Genomic DNA, 18,466 nt, shown 5'->3' with positions numbered 1-18,466 from the left:
TGAACAGAACACGCTGTAGACCTGTAAGGGGGTGAGAACATGGTGGATGTATTATCACAAAATGAGATTGACGCCCTATTAGCAGCCCTTTCTTCTGGTGAAATGGACGCAGAAGAATTGAAGAAGGAAGAAACTCAGAAGAAAATCAGATCGTACGATTTTAAACGGGCAGTGCGTTTTTCCAAAGACCATATCAGAAGCTTGACTCGTATTCATGAAAACTTTGCACGCTTTCTCACCACTTATTTTTCAGCCCAACTGCGGACGTTCGTTCAAATCAATGTCGTTCAGGTCGAACAGTTGCCTTATGATGAGTTTATCCGTTCTATTCCTAAGATGACGATATTGAACATTTTTGAAGCGGAGCCACTACAGGGACGAATGGTGATGGAAGTCCATCCCAACGTGGGATATGCGATGTTGGATCGCCTGCTTGGTGGAACCGGAATTGCTCCGACCAAGATTGTATCCATGACGGAGATTGAGACGACCATCATGGAGCGGATATTCAGCCGTGCGTTTGAAAGTTTGCAGGAAGCATGGAAGACAGTATTGGATATTTCCCCAAGGATGGAAGCACTGGAGACGAATCCGCAATTTATGCAGATTGTATCTCCTAATGAGACCATTGCTCTGATCTCGCTCAGTACCAAAATCGGTGACACGACAGGCATGATCAATCTATGTATACCACATGTCGTTCTTGAACCTATTATGTCCCGGTTGTCAACTCATCAGTGGTTTGTTTCGGAGAAAAAAACGAGAGCTCCGGAGGAGTATGATGCTCTAAAAGAGCGTGTGAACCAAGCCAAGTTACCAATCGTTGCGGAATTGGGAGAATCGAGAATTTCAATTGCAGAATTTTTGGGTCTTTCTGTTGGTGATGTCATCACCTTAAACAAACCAGTTGATGAGGGACTTTCCATTAAAGTGGGTGACAGACTGAAGTATAGAGGCAGTCCGGGAACAATCAAGGACCGTGTGGCTGTGCAAATAGACGAGATTGTCACCGAAGGAGTTGAAGAATTTGACGAGTAAGGATTATTTATCCCAGGAAGAAATCGATGCTTTGCTCAGGCAATCAGAATCGATAAACAGCTCGGAACCCGCTGAAAAGACGGTTGATGATTTTTTGACTGAGATGGAACAGGACGCCTTGGGGGAGATTGGTAACATTACATTTGGTAGCGCGGCAACGGCTTTGTCCACGCTATTGGGCCTAAAAGTAGATATTACAACACCTAAGGTTTCCATCATTAGTCGAATACAATTTGAAGAAGCTTTTCCCAAGCCACATGTTGCGGTTCATGTGAATTACGTGGATGGATTCGAAGGCATTAACTCACTTGTTATCAAGAAGAGAGATGCTCAAGTCATCGCTGATTTGATGCTGGGTGGCGAAGGGAATCCGGTCGATGAAGAACTGAATGAAATCCATATTAGTGCGGTACAGGAAGCGATGAACCAGATGATGGGTTCCTCTGCAACCTCAATGTCCACGATTTTTAATCGTTTTGTGAATATTTCCCCTCCGGGAATCGATATTCTCAATCTGGAGAGTGGAGAGGGTGTAAGTAATCTTCCAGCAGATGAGACCCTCATCCAAGTTTCATTTCGTTTGTTAATCGGGGATCTGATTGATTCCAATCTGATGCAGTTGCTTCCAGTGCATTTTGCCAAAAATATGGTAGATATGCTGATTGGAGGCGCTCAGGAGTCAACTGCCAGCGCACCAGTGGCATCAACACTTGAACCTGCGCCAGTAGCTGTACCAGCAACGCCACCACCAGTTGCGGAGCAGCCGCCCATTCAACACCAGCAGCCCCCACAGGCTCCTCAGCAGCCTGTTCAGGACTATAACGGATATGGACAAGCTCCAATGGGTATGCCGCAAGGAATGCCGCCACAGCAGCCGTATGGCGTGCCACCGCAGCAACCTTATGGTGCACCTCAACATTACGGTGGAATGCCAAATAGGAATGTTAACGTACAACCAGTTCAATTCGCCAATTTGCAAAATGGGGCGTATGGCCAGGTAGACGAAAACAATTTGAATTTATTGATGGACATTCCCCTTAAAGTCACCGTAGAATTAGGAAGGACCCAGAAGCAAATTAAAGATATTTTGGAACTGTCACAGGGTTCGATTGTCGAACTGGATAAGTTAGCCGGGGAACCTGTCGATATTTTGGTGAATAACAAACTGATCGCCAAGGGAGAAGTTGTCGTTATTGACGAAAACTTTGGTGTTCGTGTTATAGATATCGTAAGCCAATGGGACCGAATTCAGAAATTACAATAAGCACAATTTAGGGAGGACTTGAATCAAGATGGCAAACCGAATTTTAGTCGTAGACGACGCTGCATTTATGAGAATGATGATCCGGGACATTTTGTCCAAAAATGGATATGAGGTTGTTGGTGAGGCACAGGATGGCTCACAAGCAATTGAGAAATTTAAAGAGCTTCGTCCAGATCTGATCACAATGGATATTACGATGCCTGAGATGGATGGCATTGCAGCTTTGAAAGAAATTAAGAAGATTGATGCTAACGCTAAAGTAATTATGTGCTCCGCGATGGGTCAACAAGCGATGGTAATCGACGCTATTCAAGCAGGTGCTAAAGACTTTATTGTTAAACCTTTCCAATCTGATCGGGTTATCGAAGCGATTAGCAAGACACTGGGCGTTTAAGAGACATGATGATGGCTCAGGGTGATTTTCCAGAAGCAGCTGGCGCGGGAGCCAATTATTATTTACAGCTTGTATGGGTGATTGTTGTCCTGGCCGTCATCCTGGTCCTTATTGTTTATCTGATCCGGTTCTTAAACAAACGGAATCAGCAAATGTTCCGGCACGGCACAATTCGTACCCTTGGCGGGGTCGGATTGGGACAAAACAAGTCCTTGCAAATTATAGAAATTGGTGGGAATGTATATCTGCTTGGCGTAGGTGAAGACATCCAGTTGATAGATAAGGTTTCGGATCTGGAAGAGGCGAAAAGAATCATTGCTTCCTTCGAACGAGATGCTGCTGCACAACAAGGGAATCTGTCACCTCTCATTGCCAAGCTCACAAAACGTTTCCGTAGAGAAGAACCGCCACGGGAAATGGAACTAGAGGACACAACTTCTTTTCACGAAATGTTTGAATCCAAACTTCGGCAGATGCCTAACCGTAAAGAGAAGATGGAAGAGCTCCTGGATAAAGACAATACTACAGATCGGTCGAGGGATTCATGAAGAAAAAGATTTGGTTAGCGTGTTGTTTATTAGGACTTATCAGTCTGGCATCTGTAACGGTTGCCTTTGCCGAACCCATTCCGAATATTGATATTCAGATTGGAAACGGTGATGGAGGAACACCAAGCACGAGTTCACTGTCCATCATTCTGTTAATTACGGTGCTTAGTATTGCTCCAGCAATGCTTGTACTGATGACCAGTTTTACTCGGATTGTGATTGTGCTCGGTTTTATACGTACATCTTTGGGTACACAACAAATGCCACCCAATCAGGTGCTGGTCGGTTTGGCGCTATTTCTGACACTTTTCATTATGTCGCCGACGTTGTCTTCCATAAATCAGGTAGCGCTTCAGCCCTATCTCCAGGGAGAGCTTACGCAAACCGAGGCACTTGAAAAAGCAGCGGATCCCATGAAGAAATTTATGTTTAGTCACACTAGAGAAAAAGATCTTCTGCTGTTTATGAAGTACAATCAGACTGAACAACCAAAGACCTATCAGGATATCCCAATTACTGTTATGGTGCCGGCATATGTAATCAGTGAGTTGAAGACAGCTTTCCAGATGGGGTTTATGATTTTTATTCCGTTTCTGGTTATAGACATTGTTGTCGCGAGTACACTCATGGCAATGGGGATGATGATGCTTCCACCGGTCATGATCTCATTACCTTTCAAAATACTGCTCTTTGTCCTTGTGGACGGGTGGTATCTGGTTGTCAAGTCACTGTTACTGAGTTTTAACACTTGATCCGGAAAGTTAAAGGAGGACGGTCATGACTTCGGAATTTATTATCGGTCTGGCCGGGAAAGCGGTATACACGTCATTGCTGGCCAGTGCACCCATGCTTATACTAGCTCTGGTTGTAGGACTTGCAATCAGTATTTTTCAAGCGACAACTCAAATTCAGGAACAAACATTAGCTTTTGTGCCGAAGATTGTTGCCGTACTTCTGGCAGTACTTTTGTTTGGACCTTGGATCTTAAATATCTTGGTCGATTTTACGTTTAACATTCTCGATAATCTATACAGATACATAGGGTAGGCTTTAGCAAATGGAGACATTGTTGCAAAGTTTCCCTGTCGCTCTGCTTATGTTTTGTCGAATCACATCATTTTTTGTAACTGCGCCAGTTTTTTCGGCTCGAAATGTGCCAACTTCAGTTAAAATTGGTATCTCTGCATTTGTCACATTGTCTGTCTATTTGATTTACGGAATAGACCAGACCGTACCCACCGATCTGAGCTATGTTTTATTGATCATCAGAGAGATTCTAATTGGCCTGCTTTTAGGTTTTGTGGCTTATCTGTTGATGACGGCTGTTCAGACTGCGGGGACCTTTATCGATCTACAGATCGGTTTTGGTATGGCCAATGTATATGATCCAATGACAGGTGCTTCAGCGCCACTTACGGGAAACTTGAAGTACGCATTTGCTATGCTTCTGTTTCTGACGATGAATGGACACCATTATTTGCTGGATGCGATAGTTTACAGTTACCGGTGGGTGCCATTATCAAATGTGTTTTTCCTACGGTTGGCAGATGGAAGTATTGCTGAATTTTTGATTCAGACCTTAGGTCAATCATTTATGCTGGCTTTTCAGATGTCGGCTCCGATTGTAGTTGCGTTGTTTTTGACGGATGTTGGATTGGGTTTTTTGGCCAAAACTGCTCCTCAATTTAATGTATTTGCAGTTGGGTTGCCGCTTAAGTTACTCGTTGGTCTTGCTATTTTGCTTTTGCTGGTTCCCAGTTTCTCCTTTGTATTTAGTCAATTGTTCGAAGCAATATTCAGATCGATGGAAAAATTGCTTGGAACCATTGGACAAAGGCCCGGCTGAGTGAAACGGAGGAAAAGACACGGATGAAACTTCAACTCGACCTCCAGTTGTTTTCAGGGGAGAAGACGGAGAAAGCTACCCCGAAAAAGAGACAGGATACACGAAAAAAAGGACAGGTTGTAAAAAGCGCTGAACTATCTGGCGCATCCATTCTTCTGTTCGCGTTTTTGATCATGATGGTATTCAGCAATTTCTATAAAGAACGTATAGTTCGTCTGTTTACAGATATCTTCATCAATCGATTGAGTATGGAAATCACCGGAGAGAATGTAATGGCGCTTATGATGCGCTATGGCATTGAAGTTTTGTTATTGATCGCTCCCGTTTTGCTGGGTGCGTTACTGGTTGCTTTGATCGTTAACTACATGCAAGTTGGTTTTCTTCTTGTAGGAGAAGGTTTAAAGCCAAAGCTTGAGAAACTGGACCCCATTAAAGGTTTCAAAAATATATTCTCTCTCCGCTCATTAGTGGAATTTGCTAAGTCCATTTTGAAAATGTCGATTATCGGTTATCTCGTTTACAGCACAATTAAGGGCTACCAGTCAGATATTGCTTCACTTTCTCATTTTTCATTGGATGCTATTTTACATTTCGCAGCGTCGATCACTTTAAGTCTTGGAATCAAGATTGCAGTGGCATTAATGATACTTGCAATATTTGATTATATGTATCAGAAGTATGATCATGAGAAGAAGATCCGTATGTCCAAGCAAGACATTAAGGATGAGTACAAAAAAATGGAGGGTGACCCGCTGATCAAAGGTAAAATCCGGGAACGCCAGCGTCGTATGGCTATGCAGCGTATGATGCAGGAAGTGCCGAATGCGGATGTAATCATTACGAACCCAACTCACTTTGCGGTTGCATTAAAGTATGAAGGTTCCGAGATGGAGGCACCACAGATTATTGCCAAAGGTCAGGATTATGTCGCCTTGCGTATTAAGGAAATTGCAAAAGAAAACGGTGTTATTACGATGGAAAACAAGCCGCTGGCACGGGCATTGTTCCAGAGAGCCGAGATTGGTGACGCCATACCGGCCGATTTGTTTCAAGCTGTAGCTGAAGTGCTGGCTTATGTATATAAACTAAAGGGCAGAACGAAATAAAAGGGGATCGGAGGCCGTACATTCATTGAAAATTAAAGATATATCTGTCCTTGCGGGTATCATTGGTATTGTGTTAATGATGATTCTCCCGATCCCGCCCTGGCTGTTGGACTTGTTACTCGTCGTCAATATTACTATTGCACTGATGATACTCCTTGTCGCTATGAACAGCAAAGAAGCGTTGCAGTTTTCCATTTTTCCAGCTTTGCTGTTGATCACTACACTATTCCGACTAGCACTGAACATTTCGACAACCAAGCTAATCCTTGGTGATGGGGATGCCGGAGCCGTAGTTGCTACCTTTGGTAGCTGGATTGCTGGAGGGCAAATTGCCATTGGATTTATCGTGTTTTTGATCCTCGTTGTCGTTCAGTTTATCGTTATTACAAAGGGGTCTGAGCGTGTAGCTGAAGTTGCTGCCCGATTCACCCTCGATGCGATGCCTGGTAAACAAATGAGTATCGATGCGGATCTGAATGCGGGTCTGATCAACGAGCAACAAGCTCGTGAGCGTCGTTCCAAAATTGAACGTGAAGCGGATTTCTATGGAGCGATGGATGGGGCAAGTAAATTCGTAAAAGGTGACGCAATTGCAAGTATTATTATCCTCCTGATCAATCTCATTGGTGGATTTATTATCGGTATGACTGTGCATGGGATGGCTTTCGCAGAAGCAATGTCAACGTACTCTGTATTGACTATCGGAGATGGATTGGTAAGCCAAATCCCTGCTCTGCTTATTTCCACAGCAGCAGGACTTATCGTCACCAGAGCGTCATCAGAAGGGAACTTGGCAGATGATATTACGGGGCAACTGTTTACATATCCAATACTCATTTATATCGTAGCTTTCGTTATTGCCATGCTCGGTTTCTTCACACCAATTCATGTTATTACTACGCTTCCATTGGCAGGTGTGTTGGCATATTCCGCGTGGCGTATGCAGAATAATCTGAATTTGAAACAAGTAGCGGAAGAACAGTTGGAAGAAGAACAGCAGATTGAAGAGGTTAGAAGTCCTGAAAGTGTAATTAATCTGCTTCAGGTGGACCCTATTGAGTTTGAATTTGGTTATGGTTTAATCCCGCTTGCTGATAATCAACAGGGTGGGGACTTATTGGATCGGATCATTATGATTCGGAGGCAGTGTGCTCTTGAACTGGGCTTGGTCGTTCCGGTCATACGGATTCGAGATAATATCCAGCTCAGACCCAATGAGTATGTTATCAAAATCAAGGGTAATGTGGTAGGAGGAGGAGAACTGTTGTTGAATCATTACCTTGCCATGAGTCCTGGTTATGATGAGGAGTCTGTGACAGGTATTGAAACGACGGAGCCTGCTTTTGGACTTCCAGCACTATGGATTGATGAAGTAACCAAAGACAGAGCGGAACTTGCGGGATATACGGTCGTAGACCCGCCTTCCGTTGTGGCTACACATCTGACGGAACTGATTAAGAAACATGCGCATGAGTTACTTGGAAGACAAGAGACAAAAGCACTTGTGGATAATCTCAGAGAGAACTATTCTGCTCTTGTGGATGAACTGATCCCTTCTCTACTTTCCATTGGTGATGTACAGAAAGTGCTTGCCAAGTTATTGCGTGAGAAAATATCTATTCGGGATATGGTGACCATCTTCGAGACTCTGGCTGACTATGGTACGTATACGAAGGATCCTGATGTGCTGACTGAATACGTCAGACAATCCCTCTCACGTCAGATTACTCAGCAGTTTTCACAGAAAGGTGAGACACTTCGAGTGATCACGGTTGGACCTGGTCTTGAGAAGAAAATTGCTGAAAGTGTGCAACAATCGGATCAAGGCAGTTATCTTGCGCTAGACCCTGTATCTACACAAAGTGTATATCAGAAGCTCAGTGAACAAGTGAACCGTTTGATTCAATCAGGTCAACAACCTGTTGTATTAACTTCTCCAACCATTCGGATGTATCTGCGTCAGGTTATTGAACGTACAATGCAGGACATTCCAGTGCTTTCCTACAGCGAGTTGGAGCCGAATGTTGAAATTCAAAGTATCGGGGTGGTGAACTTATGAGAGTAAAACAATACGTTGTTGAGACCATGCCCGAAGCTATGCTTCAAATTCGCAAAGACCTGGGAAGTGATGCCGTTATTCTGTCCACCAAAGAGATTAAGGTGGGCGGTGTGATGGGAATGTTTCGCAAAAAACGGATCGAAGTTGTAGCTGCAGTGGATAAGGAAGAAAACAAGCAAACAACAAAGCCAGTACAAAATCAATTCACACCTGTACCTCGTGCATTAGTACCTGAGACTTATCGGCAAACAGCTCGTTCGTTTGTTGCGGCTTCTGATGAGTCGGCGACAACGAATACAGCTGATCAAAGTGTACAGGACCAATCTGTTGCTGCCCCGTCTGTGTTTGAATCGCGTAATATCGGTTCAGACATAGACAGCGGCTCAGGTTCTTCGAGCACGGATCATAAACCGCGACCGCAAGGGGCGGATTTTTCGGGTTCAACAACTGGTTCGAAGCCAACAGGTTCAGAGCTGCAGCAGGATAAGTTGATGACTGAATTGCAGGATCTAAAACAGATGGTGACCAGGCTTTCAAAGCAAGGTACTTCTGCGGACCCTGTGCCAGAGGAACTTCATATGATCCGAGAACGTTTGACAGAACAAGAAGTTTGGCCTGAAGTATGGGAATCCTGGTTTGATTCGATTCAAGTAAAATGGTCTGAGGATGGATTGAAAGAACAGGATGTAGAGCAAGTAGTGAAGCTTGAGGTCATGCACTTTTTGGAGCAACGTATTGAAGAAGGCATTCTTCCTACCACGCGAATCGTCTATGTAGCTGGACCAACAGGTGTAGGGAAAACTACGACAATTGCAAAATTGGCTGCTGAACAAATGTTTAAAAAACAGCGTAAAGTTGGATTCATTACATCAGACACGTATCGGATCTCGGCGGTAGAACAGCTTAGAACATATGCATCTATACTGAATGTTCCACTTGAGGTGGTACAATCACCCGGTGATACACAACGTGCCATTTCTCGATTAGAGAATTGTGACTTGATCTTTATGGATACAGCGGGTAGAAACTACAGAAATGAGTTACTTGTTTCGGAACTGCAAAGTTTGCTTGCTCCTGTAGAGAATAGCGAAACCTTTCTGGTCATGAGTATGACTTCCAAAAGTGCTGATATGGTTCAGATCACGGAACATTTCAGTAAATATGGTCTGGATAAGGTGATTTTCACCAAAATGGATGAGACTGGGAGCTGCGGCCCGCTATTTAACTTGTTACACCGCTTTCCACTCAAGCTCGCATATGTGGCAAATGGACAAAATGTTCCGGACGATTTGTTGAAGCCGGATGCAGATTCGTTGTCTAAACAGTTGCTGGGAGAATGGTCACAATGAAGGATCAGGCAGCTGCACTTCGAAGTATGGTCTCCGCGCCATTGGAATTGGAAGGCATTGAGCGAGATATTCGATCCTCGAAAATCATTACTGTGGCCAGTGGTAAGGGAGGTGTTGGTAAATCCAATTTTACACTGAACTTTGCCTTGGCATTGCAGGCTTTGGGGCAAAAGGTACTTGTGTTTGATGCCGATATTGGAATGGCTAATATTGATGTTCTTATGGGTACGTCTTCTTCCTATAATCTTTACCACCTGTTGTACCGACAAAAATCCATAAGGGAGATCATACAACTGGGTGCCAGTGGTTTGCCTTACATCGCTGGAGGATCGGGCATGAAAGAGTTGTTCTCATTGTCTGATCGTGATCTGGAGTTCTTCGCCAGTCAAGTCGAGGATATTGCCCAGGAAATGGATTATGTCATCTTTGACACTGGGGCAGGACTCTCCAGAGAGAATATGAAGTTCATCGGTGCTGCTGATGAATGCCTGATTATAACGACACCTGAACCGACTTCAATAACCGATGCTTATGCTTTAGTCAAAGTTATGCACGGCCAGGAAAATGCTACGCCCTTTCGGATGATCGTTAACCGGGTGGAAGACGAACGAGAAGCGGAACGGGTGGCAGATAAAATAGCTGGAGTGGCGAGGCGGTTTTTGCAGACGGATATTCCGCTGCTTGGGTATATTTCAGAAGACGCCCAGGTAGTCAAGGCGGTTAAAAGGCAAATGCCCTATAGTCTGGCTTATCCCAATGCCAAAGCCTCTAGAGATATAGAGAAACTTGCTCTTCGTTATCTGGCTGTACCTGCAACTCCGGGATCCGGAACCTTGACAGGAATCAGGGGATTTATGAATAAGTGGCTTAAACGGACAACATGATTTCTGAATAAAGGAAACAGGGGTGACACAACATGGCGGCGTATCAAGTATTGGTTGTCGATGATTCCGCTTTTATGCGTAAGATTGTTACGGATTTGATCCAAGCGGATCCGGAATTCAAGGTTACGGCAACGGCATCAAACGGTAGAGAAGCGATTCAAAAATCACTAGAATTGAAACCCGATATTATTACAATGGACGTTGAGATGCCCGAAATGAATGGGTTGGATGCATTAAAATCAATTATGAAGGAATCCTTCGTACCCGTGATTATGCTCTCTGGTATCAATGAACAAGGCATGAAAGAAACCATTATGGCGCTTGAAGCCGGGGCATTTGACTTCATTCGCAAACCATCTATTTCACATGACCAGGATATTGCTCAAGTCGGTAAAGCCTTGGTTGAGTGCATGCGTGCTGCGATGAATGAGATCAAAAGAAAAGCTGATCGCGAGTTATCCATGAAAAATAGAGACATGTTGCGAGGAGCAGTTGCTCCCCCAACTCAGCCAGTGCAGAAAGAAATGCCGGCCAGGGATCGAGCGGAGCCTGTGAAAAAAACGATCGAACCTGTCCAGACGAATCAACGCTCTCTTCGAGAGCGGACTGAAGCCTTTCAGGCCAAATCAAAGAAACCAATTGAACCATTGTCACCTTCAAAACCAGGTCGCGTAGAGAATAAACCGGAGCCTTTGCCAAAGGCTGAGCGTAATTCGGGGACGAAGGCAGAAAAAGCAGTGAGGTCAGCTAATCCAGTACAGACTCCAAAGGAAGTTCGACTACCTAATGCAGCTAGAGTGGCGGCTGATCAAATAGCGGCAACCTCTGCCTCTGCAAAAGCCAAGGATGTAATCAAACCTAATCCTGTCCCCAAAGGTGGAGGGGGGCTGGAAGGGCCATTCAACAAACTTGTGGCAATAGGTTGTTCTACGGGTGGACCGAGGGCTCTCAAGACATTGCTCGAGCAGTTGCCTGCTGATTTGCCTGCACCGGTCATTATTGTGCAGCATATGCCGCCCAATTTCACACGTTCTCTGGCTCAACGATTGAATACATTCAGTCCACTGCATGTGGTTGAAGCTGAAGAGGGCATGGTTCTGAAAAAAGGAACCGCCTATATAGCGCCCGGCGGATTCCATGTGAAAGTTAACAAAACAGCAGACGGGAAGTTTATCGTGAAGCTGACTGAAGATCAACCAGTGAATGGACATAGACCTTCAGTGGATACGATGTTTGAGTCACTTCTGCCGTTTACATCTTTACAAAGGCATCTTGTTTTGCTGACGGGAATGGGAAGTGATGGAGCACGTATGATGAAGAGATTATACGAAGCTGGAGTTACATCAACCTTTGCCGAGAATGAAGAAACATGTGTTGTATATGGTATGCCGCGTTCTGCTGTAGAGCTGCAATGCGTTCGTCATCTTCTGCCATTGCAGGAGATTGCGTCTAAACTTGTTCAAGCAGTGAAATAACGGAGTGTAACTCACGGAGGAGGTGCCTCACAATGGACATGAACCAATATTTATCCATGTTTATTGATGAGTCTAATGATCATCTGCAATCGCTTAACGAAAACATGCTTCAACTTGAAGGCAATCCGGAAGACCTGGGCATAGTTCAGGTTATATTCCGCTCCGCTCATACCTTGAAGGGTATGGCAGCAACTATGGGCTTTGAAGATTTGGCATCACTGACACATAAAATGGAAAATGTGTTGGATCTGGTTCGTAATGAGAAGTTGAAAATGCAGGACTTCATTTTTGATACCATGTTCAAGAGTCTGGACGCTTTGGAAACCATGGTTCAGGATATTACCGAAGGTGGACAAGGTAAAGCAGATGTGTCGTCAATCGTAGCTTCACTTCAAGCCATTGAAAATGGTGAAATGACAAACGGAAATGGACCTGCTACAGAAACAAACAAGCCGGCTAACGCTTCAATCTCTTCGGCTGTGGAGCTGGATGAATACCAATATTCAGTGCTGGATCAGTCGATCGCCGAAGGTCATCGTGTGTTCTACGTGGATGTGCTTGTTAGCGAGCATAGCCAGTTAAAAGGTGTACGGGCTTATATGGTCTTTGATATGCTGGAACGTTCAGGTGAAGTCGTTAAGGCTTACCCATCCGTTCAGGATATTGAGCAGGAGAAGTTTGAGCGCAGTTTCTCGTTGTATTACATAACAACTAAAGAGGCGCACGAACTGGAAGAAGGCATCATGAGTATCTCTGAAATTGAAAGTGCGAAGCTCATTCAACTGGATCAGGAGACTCTTCAGCAGATGGCCAATCAGGTAGCAGCTACAGTTGAAGCACCACCTGCACCAACAGCTGTAGCTGAGGTTGCTTCGCCGGATAAGAATTCTGTACCCAAAGAAGAAGCCACAACGGCACCAGCTAAAACAGCTGCACCGAAGCAAGCTGCTGCACCTTCGCGTACCATTCGTGTGGATATTGAACGTCTCGACGTATTGATGAACCTGTTCAGTGAATTATTGATCGACCGTTCACGTCTGGAGCAACTGGCCACTGAGACAGGCAACAATGATTTATCCGATACAGTAGCTCATCTAAGTCGAGTTAGCACAGATCTGCAAAATATTGTACTGAAATTGCGTATGGTTCCGGTAGATACCGTATTTAATCGATTCCCGCGCATGATCCGTGATCTGGCTAAGACACTTGATAAAAAAATCGATCTGGTGATTACAGGTGCTGAGACGGAACTGGATCGTACGGTAATTGATGAGATTGGTGATCCGCTTGTGCATTTACTGCGTAACGCGGTTGACCATGGTGTGGAATCCATTACAGAGCGTGTAGCTGCAGGTAAACCAGAGATGGGTATAGTAAACCTTCGTGCCTTCCACAGTGGAAATCACGTATTTATCGAGATTGAAGATGATGGTAAAGGTATCTACCGCGACAAGCTTTTGAAAACCGCGATCAAACGTGGTGTTGTAACCGAAGAACAAGGTGCCAAGATGAGTGACGATGAAGTGAATCAACTGTTGTTCGCACCTGGTTTTAGTACTGCTGATATTATCTCGGATATCTCTGGCCGGGGCGTTGGCTTGGATGTAGTAAAATCGAAGATCACTTCGCTTGGCGGTAATGTAACGATTCATTCAACTCCAGGCAAAGGCACAAACTTCTCTGTTCAGCTTCCGTTGACTCTATCCATTATTGCTGCAATGCTTGTACGACTTGGTTCAGAGAAATATGCTGTTCCGTTATCTTCCATTGTAGAGACGGCCATTGTACAACGTGAGCAAGTTCGTAATATTCACGGCAATAAAATGATCACGTTCCGTGAGTCACTGATTCCTTACTTGTCCTTAAGCGAAGTTTTCTCCGTACCGGATTTCAATGACGCTGAGGAGCAGGAAACAGAAATTGTCGTGATTCGCAAAGGCGACCGTCTTGCAGCCGTAGCTGTTGAAGAATTTATTGGACAAAGTGAGATTGTTCTCAAATCAATGGGAACCTATCTTCCTGCTATTGAAGGAATCTCTGGAGCAACCATTCTCGGAGATGGACAAGTAGCCCTGATTCTTGATCCTAATGCATTTATTAAATAAGCATAGAGCAAAGTCTTACATTTAATAGGGAGGTTTTTTACATGGAAGAAGAGTTGAAAGTCATCGTCTTTAAATTGGGTTCCGAAGAGTATGGTATTGAGGTAGACAAGGTTCAGACGATTGAGCGCATGATGCCAATTACCCGTGTTCCCAAGACACTTTCCTTTGTAAAAGGAGTTATTAATCTACGCGGTGTTGTAATTCCAGTCATTGATCTGCGCGGTCGTTTCTCCCTTCCGGAAACGGAATACACGGATCAGACTCGTATTGTTATCGTAGGTGTAGACGACATGCAAGTTGGCTTTATTGTAGATTCTGCTAATGATGTTATTGACATCAAGAGCAGTGCGATCGATAGCCCGCCAGAAGTGGTTGGCGGCGTCAAAGCGAGATACCTGCGAGGTGTTGCTAAATTGGAGGATTCACGCTTGTTGATTATGCTCAACCTAAACGAAGTATTAAATAAAAGCGAGATTGTACAGCTGGAAAGTGTTGAGGGCTAGTACCGTGGAGATGTTCAACCGATTTGAGGTATTCCAGATGGATGTGCTCAAAGAGGTCGGTAACATTGGAGCAGGCAACGCCGCAACGGCGTTGTCTCAACTCCTCAACAGACCGATTGACATGGGTGTACCTACAGTACAAATGCTCCCTTTTGAAGAAGTTGCCGAAAAAGTGGGCGGAGATGAACGCATCGTGGTTACCGTGTTTCTTCGTGTAGAAGGCGAAGCACCGGGAAATCTTTTCTTTATGATGACACCAGAGGCTGCTAAAATGTTGTTGAATAGACTTGCCGGGTTTGAACTGAAAGAAGGACTCGCTTTTACAGATATGGAACAATCAGCGCTTTCCGAGATTGGAAATATTTTGGCTGGATCCTACCTTTCTTCTTTGGCAGATTTCACGAAGTTGTCTATGTATCCAACTGTTCCTGGACTTGCCATCGACATGGCGGGTGCCATTCTAAGTTATGGCTTGCTGCAATTTGGCGAGATGGGTGACGCTGCATTGTTGATTGACACATCTTTCTTTGAAGGTGAAGATCAAGTTGAGGGTCAGTTTTTCCTCATTCCGGATCCACCATCCTTTGCAAAGATATTTGAATCGCTAGGGGTGCCACTGAGCCATGATTGAGGACAAAAGCGTCGTTAAAGTCGGTATGGCGGATTTAAACATCGCTCATCTTCCTGGTGTAATCCGTACGACTGGCTTGGGTTCGTGTGTGGGATTAACAATGTATGACCCACATTTGAAGCTGGCTGGAATGGCGCATGTCATGCTTCCTACTTCAGAGATCGCCCGTGAAGGGAAACTGAACACTGCGAAATATGCGGATACGGCGTTGCCTGAGCTTTTGGAAAAGATGATAAAACTAGGCGCTTCTCACTCACGTATTGTGTCTAAAATGGCCGGAGGCTCTCAGATGTTTGCCTTTGCTGGCGCTGGAGATACCATGCGCATTGGACCACGAAATGCAGATTCTTGTCGAGAGTGGCTTCAAAAACTCAACATCCCTCTTCTAGCAGAAGATACGGGTGGGAATTATGGACGAACGATTGAGATGGATTGTGAAACTGGGCTTTTGACTATTCGAAGTGTCCAAATGGGTGTAAAGGAACTATAAGACTATGATAGGAAACTACCGCATTAATCTTGGAGCAGGCATCGTTGGGTTTATTCTTACTTTTTTTGTAGCATACAGCAGCAATGTGCTAATGACCAGTTTAATTCGCGGATTGATCGGATTCGTAGCCTGGTTTGTCCTAGCCTATGGTTTACGCTGGGGATTGGGATTGCTGCTGAACCCTCAGATCGAGGGAAGTGGGTATGGTTATGATTCACCAAGTGCTCAAGATCAAAGAGGTTCACAGGTGGACATTAAAATCGAAGACGATGGACAAGAGCTGAATGATTTGCTCAAGAGTGGACAGAACGCTTCATCTGGGGACGATCTTCCGCCATCTGAGACGAAAGCTCCAACGGGATTCGCCCCTTTGGATCCGCCTAAACTTGTCCGGACCAAGGATCCGGAGGAATTGGCGCAGGCCGTTCGTCACCTGACAGACAAATAAGGAGGGTGAAAGCAATTGAACGAGCGTAAAGCTTCACATTTGAACCATTCTGATCTGTGGGAAAAGTGGAAAGAACATGGAGATCTTGAAGCCAAGAAAACGTTGATTGAAAAGTATCTTCACATTGTAAATTATGTATCCGGTCGACTGGCTGTTGGCTTGCCCAAAAATGTTCCCAAGGATGACTTGGAGAGTAATGGCGTTATGGGGTTAATTGATGCATTGGAGAAGTTCGACTATGAACGTGGTCTGCAATTTGAAACTTATGCATCATGGAGGGTCCGCGGAGCCATTCTTGACGGTCTGCGTCAAGGTGATTGGGTTCCGCGTTCTGTGCGGGAGAAGGCCAAGCGAATCGAAGACGCCTACCAACAGCTGGAACAAAGTTATCTCAGGTCTGTTAGTGATGAGGAAATGAGCGAGTATCTGGACGTGTCCACTAAAGATTTTCAACATATGCTTCAGGAAGTGGCAGTCATGTCACTTTGCTCGCTGGAGGACCCCATTCGTGAAGAAGAGTCTGAGACTCGTCTGTCTTTGATGGTGGATGAGAAAGCCAAAAATCCAGATTATAAAGTGAATGAGTTTTATTTGAAGGAAGCCTTGGTGCAAGGGCTTGACAAGTTGACGGTAAAAGAGAGAACGGTTGTTTCACTCTTGTATTACGAAGATCTTTCTCTTAGTGAAATTGCTGAGGTTATGTCTCTTTCTCCGTCTCGTATATCCCAGTTACATTCCAAGGCAATATTGCGATTACGCGGCACGTTGGACAAACAGAAAGATTTGTTGATGCGTAAAGATTAATAGAGAGAAGTAATATCATTGGAGTTTGGGGAGTGGAAAGTCTAAAAGGGGGAAGAATTGCAGTGACACAGCGGACTGCTTTGGAACAATGTTTAAACATTGTTTTATCGGACGACAAATGCACAGCCTACCTTGAATTTTCCAAAGAGGAAGAAGGCTTTGCCTGCACGATCGATGAACTTGAACAATTTGTGGCGAACAAGGGCATCAAACAAGGTGTATCGCGAGAGGCATTATTACTTTTTGTGAGCAACCCTGAAACCTATTTAAAAGATAAATACAAGATTGCAGAAGGTGTGGCTCCCATTCAAGGAACAGATGGCTTCATCAAGGTTCTGGTTGGAATGGACGATACGAATGAACGACGACCACTGGAATCAGAAGATGGAACTGTCGATTACAAAGAAGTGACCCGGTTAAACAATGTCCGTAGTGGTCAGATCATTGCACAGCGGATTGCTCCTTGCGAGGGCATACCGGGCAGGGCAGTAACGGGTGAAGAAATTCCTTATCGTCCGGGAAAAGAAGCTCGGTTTAAAGTTGGGAAAAACGTTGTGATTAACCCGGATGGTTCTGCGATGTATGCTGCACTGGATGGGCTGGTTACCAAAACGGACGGTAACAAACTGAATGTGTTTCCGGTTTATGAAGTCAATGGTGACGTTGACTACAATAAAGGAAATATCGACTTTGTAGGCACAGTTGTCATACGAGGCAATGTACTTACCGGATTTAAAGTAAAAGCAGCAGGTGACATTCGTGTCGTCGGAGGTGTCGAAGGAGCTGAACTGGAAGCAGGCGGCTCAATCGAAATTACCGGTGGTATTATTGGTTATAACAAAGGACTGGTACAAGCAGGCCATAATGTTAAATGTACTTTCATTCAAGAAGGCAACGTGGATGCCGGTGAAGATGTTCTGGTTTCCCAAAGTATTATGCATTCCAATATTCGTGCTGGCCACGGTGTCATCTGTGCGGGCACCAAGGGTCTTATCGTTGGTGGCTCAATCCAGGCTGGTCAGAACGTCTCAGCGCGTGTTGTGGGCAACAGCATGTCCACGGTCACTTCCATTGAAGTTGGTGTGCTGCCAAAGCTGCGTAACGAACTCAATGATTTGCGCAAGGAAGTCAGAGAGCAGATGGATTCCTTGGATAAAACGAAGAAAGCTTTGACATTGCTGGATCAATTAGCTGCCGTTGGACAACTAACTCCAGATAAGATGTCGATGCGAATCAAGCTGAGTACTACGCAGAAATCTGCTCTTCGTATAAGTGAAGAAACGAAAATGCGTATCTTTGAAATTGAAAAGGCACTTGAAGATACAAGTAAGGCTCGTGTTGATATTCTGAAGATAATTTATGGAGGCTCTAAAATAGTTATCGGCAGATACACGAAATTTATTAAAGATCCAGTGAGTCGAATTTCATTTTATTATCACGATGGTGATATTACGATGGTTCCATACGTTTAAGTACAGCATTCAGGCACATGAAGAAATCCATTCGAAACCGTGAGGTGAGC

At 44.6% G+C, this 18,466-nt stretch carries 19 protein-coding genes; all 19 read left to right on the top strand.

Going from position 1 to position 18,466, the window contains the following annotated elements:
* Positions 1 to 39: 39 nt before the first annotated feature.
* The 19 genes from fliM to J7E78_RS06360 all read left to right on the top strand — a co-directional run bounded on the left by fliM (position 40) and on the right by J7E78_RS06360 (position 18,416).
* On the top strand, positions 40 to 1,038 hold the full coding sequence (fliM, locus tag J7E78_RS06450; RefSeq protein WP_215075443.1) for a flagellar motor switch protein FliM: 999 nt from the start codon (positions 40 to 42) through the stop codon (positions 1,036 to 1,038).
* The gene (gene fliY / locus J7E78_RS06445) at positions 1,028 to 2,302 is read left to right on the top strand and encodes a flagellar motor switch phosphatase FliY (protein ID WP_215075442.1); all 1,275 of its coding nucleotides are present in this window, start codon (positions 1,028 to 1,030) and stop codon (positions 2,300 to 2,302) included. Before fliM ends, fliY begins: the two co-directional genes overlap by 11 nt.
* 28 nt (positions 2,303 to 2,330) lie before the next feature.
* Positions 2,331 to 2,696, top strand: a complete 366-nt coding sequence (locus tag J7E78_RS06440; protein WP_017689175.1) for a response regulator — start codon at positions 2,331 to 2,333, stop codon at positions 2,694 to 2,696.
* An 11-nt stretch (positions 2,697 to 2,707) separates the two neighbouring features.
* The gene (locus tag J7E78_RS06435) at positions 2,708 to 3,244 is read left to right on the top strand and encodes a flagellar biosynthetic protein FliO (protein WP_215075564.1); all 537 of its coding nucleotides are present in this window, start codon (positions 2,708 to 2,710) and stop codon (positions 3,242 to 3,244) included.
* Positions 3,241 to 3,996, top strand: coding sequence for a flagellar type III secretion system pore protein FliP (gene fliP, locus J7E78_RS06430; protein WP_036609355.1), 756 nt, complete (start codon positions 3,241 to 3,243; stop codon positions 3,994 to 3,996). The genes J7E78_RS06435 and fliP overlap by 4 nt, the downstream gene beginning before the upstream one ends.
* A gap of 25 nt (positions 3,997 to 4,021) precedes the next feature.
* Positions 4,022 to 4,291 (top strand): flagellar biosynthesis protein FliQ, encoded by a 270-nt coding sequence (fliQ, locus tag J7E78_RS06425; protein WP_047842485.1) that lies wholly within the window; start codon positions 4,022 to 4,024, stop codon positions 4,289 to 4,291.
* A 10-nt stretch (positions 4,292 to 4,301) separates the two neighbouring features.
* Entirely contained in the window at positions 4,302 to 5,090 is a 789-nt protein-coding gene (gene fliR / locus J7E78_RS06420; RefSeq protein ID WP_017689171.1) for a flagellar biosynthetic protein FliR, read from the top strand.
* A 23-nt stretch (positions 5,091 to 5,113) separates the two neighbouring features.
* Positions 5,114 to 6,196: a flagellar biosynthesis protein FlhB gene (gene flhB / locus J7E78_RS06415; RefSeq protein ID WP_215075441.1), complete on the top strand. Its 1,083-nt coding sequence runs from the start codon at positions 5,114 to 5,116 to the stop codon at positions 6,194 to 6,196.
* 25 nt (positions 6,197 to 6,221) lie between these two features.
* Positions 6,222 to 8,255, top strand: coding sequence for a flagellar biosynthesis protein FlhA (gene flhA, locus J7E78_RS06410; protein ID WP_215075440.1), 2,034 nt, complete (start codon positions 6,222 to 6,224; stop codon positions 8,253 to 8,255).
* Positions 8,252 to 9,604 (top strand): flagellar biosynthesis protein FlhF, encoded by a 1,353-nt coding sequence (gene flhF / locus J7E78_RS06405; RefSeq protein WP_215075439.1) that lies wholly within the window; start codon positions 8,252 to 8,254, stop codon positions 9,602 to 9,604. The genes flhA and flhF overlap by 4 nt, the downstream gene beginning before the upstream one ends.
* Positions 9,601 to 10,488, top strand: coding sequence for a MinD/ParA family protein (locus J7E78_RS06400; RefSeq protein WP_215075438.1), 888 nt, complete (start codon positions 9,601 to 9,603; stop codon positions 10,486 to 10,488). Before flhF ends, J7E78_RS06400 begins: the two co-directional genes overlap by 4 nt.
* A gap of 32 nt (positions 10,489 to 10,520) precedes the next feature.
* On the top strand, positions 10,521 to 11,963 hold the full coding sequence (gene cheB / locus J7E78_RS06395; protein WP_215075437.1) for a chemotaxis-specific protein-glutamate methyltransferase CheB: 1,443 nt from the start codon (positions 10,521 to 10,523) through the stop codon (positions 11,961 to 11,963).
* Positions 11,964 to 11,995: 32 nt separating this feature from the next.
* Positions 11,996 to 14,068 (top strand): chemotaxis protein CheW, encoded by a 2,073-nt coding sequence (locus J7E78_RS06390; RefSeq protein ID WP_215075436.1) that lies wholly within the window; start codon positions 11,996 to 11,998, stop codon positions 14,066 to 14,068.
* A gap of 41 nt (positions 14,069 to 14,109) precedes the next feature.
* The gene (locus J7E78_RS06385) at positions 14,110 to 14,571 is read left to right on the top strand and encodes a chemotaxis protein CheW (protein WP_036609340.1); all 462 of its coding nucleotides are present in this window, start codon (positions 14,110 to 14,112) and stop codon (positions 14,569 to 14,571) included.
* A 10-nt stretch (positions 14,572 to 14,581) separates the two neighbouring features.
* Positions 14,582 to 15,202: a chemotaxis protein CheC gene (locus J7E78_RS06380; protein ID WP_215075563.1), complete on the top strand. Its 621-nt coding sequence runs from the start codon at positions 14,582 to 14,584 to the stop codon at positions 15,200 to 15,202.
* On the top strand, positions 15,195 to 15,692 hold the full coding sequence (locus tag J7E78_RS06375) for a chemotaxis protein CheD (protein WP_017689162.1): 498 nt from the start codon (positions 15,195 to 15,197) through the stop codon (positions 15,690 to 15,692). Before J7E78_RS06380 ends, J7E78_RS06375 begins: the two co-directional genes overlap by 8 nt.
* A 4-nt stretch (positions 15,693 to 15,696) precedes the next feature.
* Positions 15,697 to 16,140, top strand: coding sequence for a hypothetical protein (locus J7E78_RS06370; RefSeq protein ID WP_215075435.1), 444 nt, complete (start codon positions 15,697 to 15,699; stop codon positions 16,138 to 16,140).
* Positions 16,141 to 16,155: 15 nt separating this feature from the next.
* Positions 16,156 to 16,944, top strand: coding sequence for a FliA/WhiG family RNA polymerase sigma factor (locus J7E78_RS06365; protein WP_017689160.1), 789 nt, complete (start codon positions 16,156 to 16,158; stop codon positions 16,942 to 16,944).
* A gap of 62 nt (positions 16,945 to 17,006) precedes the next feature.
* The gene (locus J7E78_RS06360) at positions 17,007 to 18,416 is read left to right on the top strand and encodes a DUF342 domain-containing protein (RefSeq protein ID WP_215075434.1); all 1,410 of its coding nucleotides are present in this window, start codon (positions 17,007 to 17,009) and stop codon (positions 18,414 to 18,416) included.
* The last annotated feature ends 50 nt before the right edge of the window (positions 18,417 to 18,466 follow it).

Source organism: Paenibacillus polymyxa (genome assembly GCF_018614975.1).
Lineage (GTDB): Bacteria > Bacillota > Bacilli > Paenibacillales > Paenibacillaceae > Paenibacillus > Paenibacillus polymyxa_E.
This window is presented reverse-complemented; position numbering and strand designations above follow the sequence as displayed.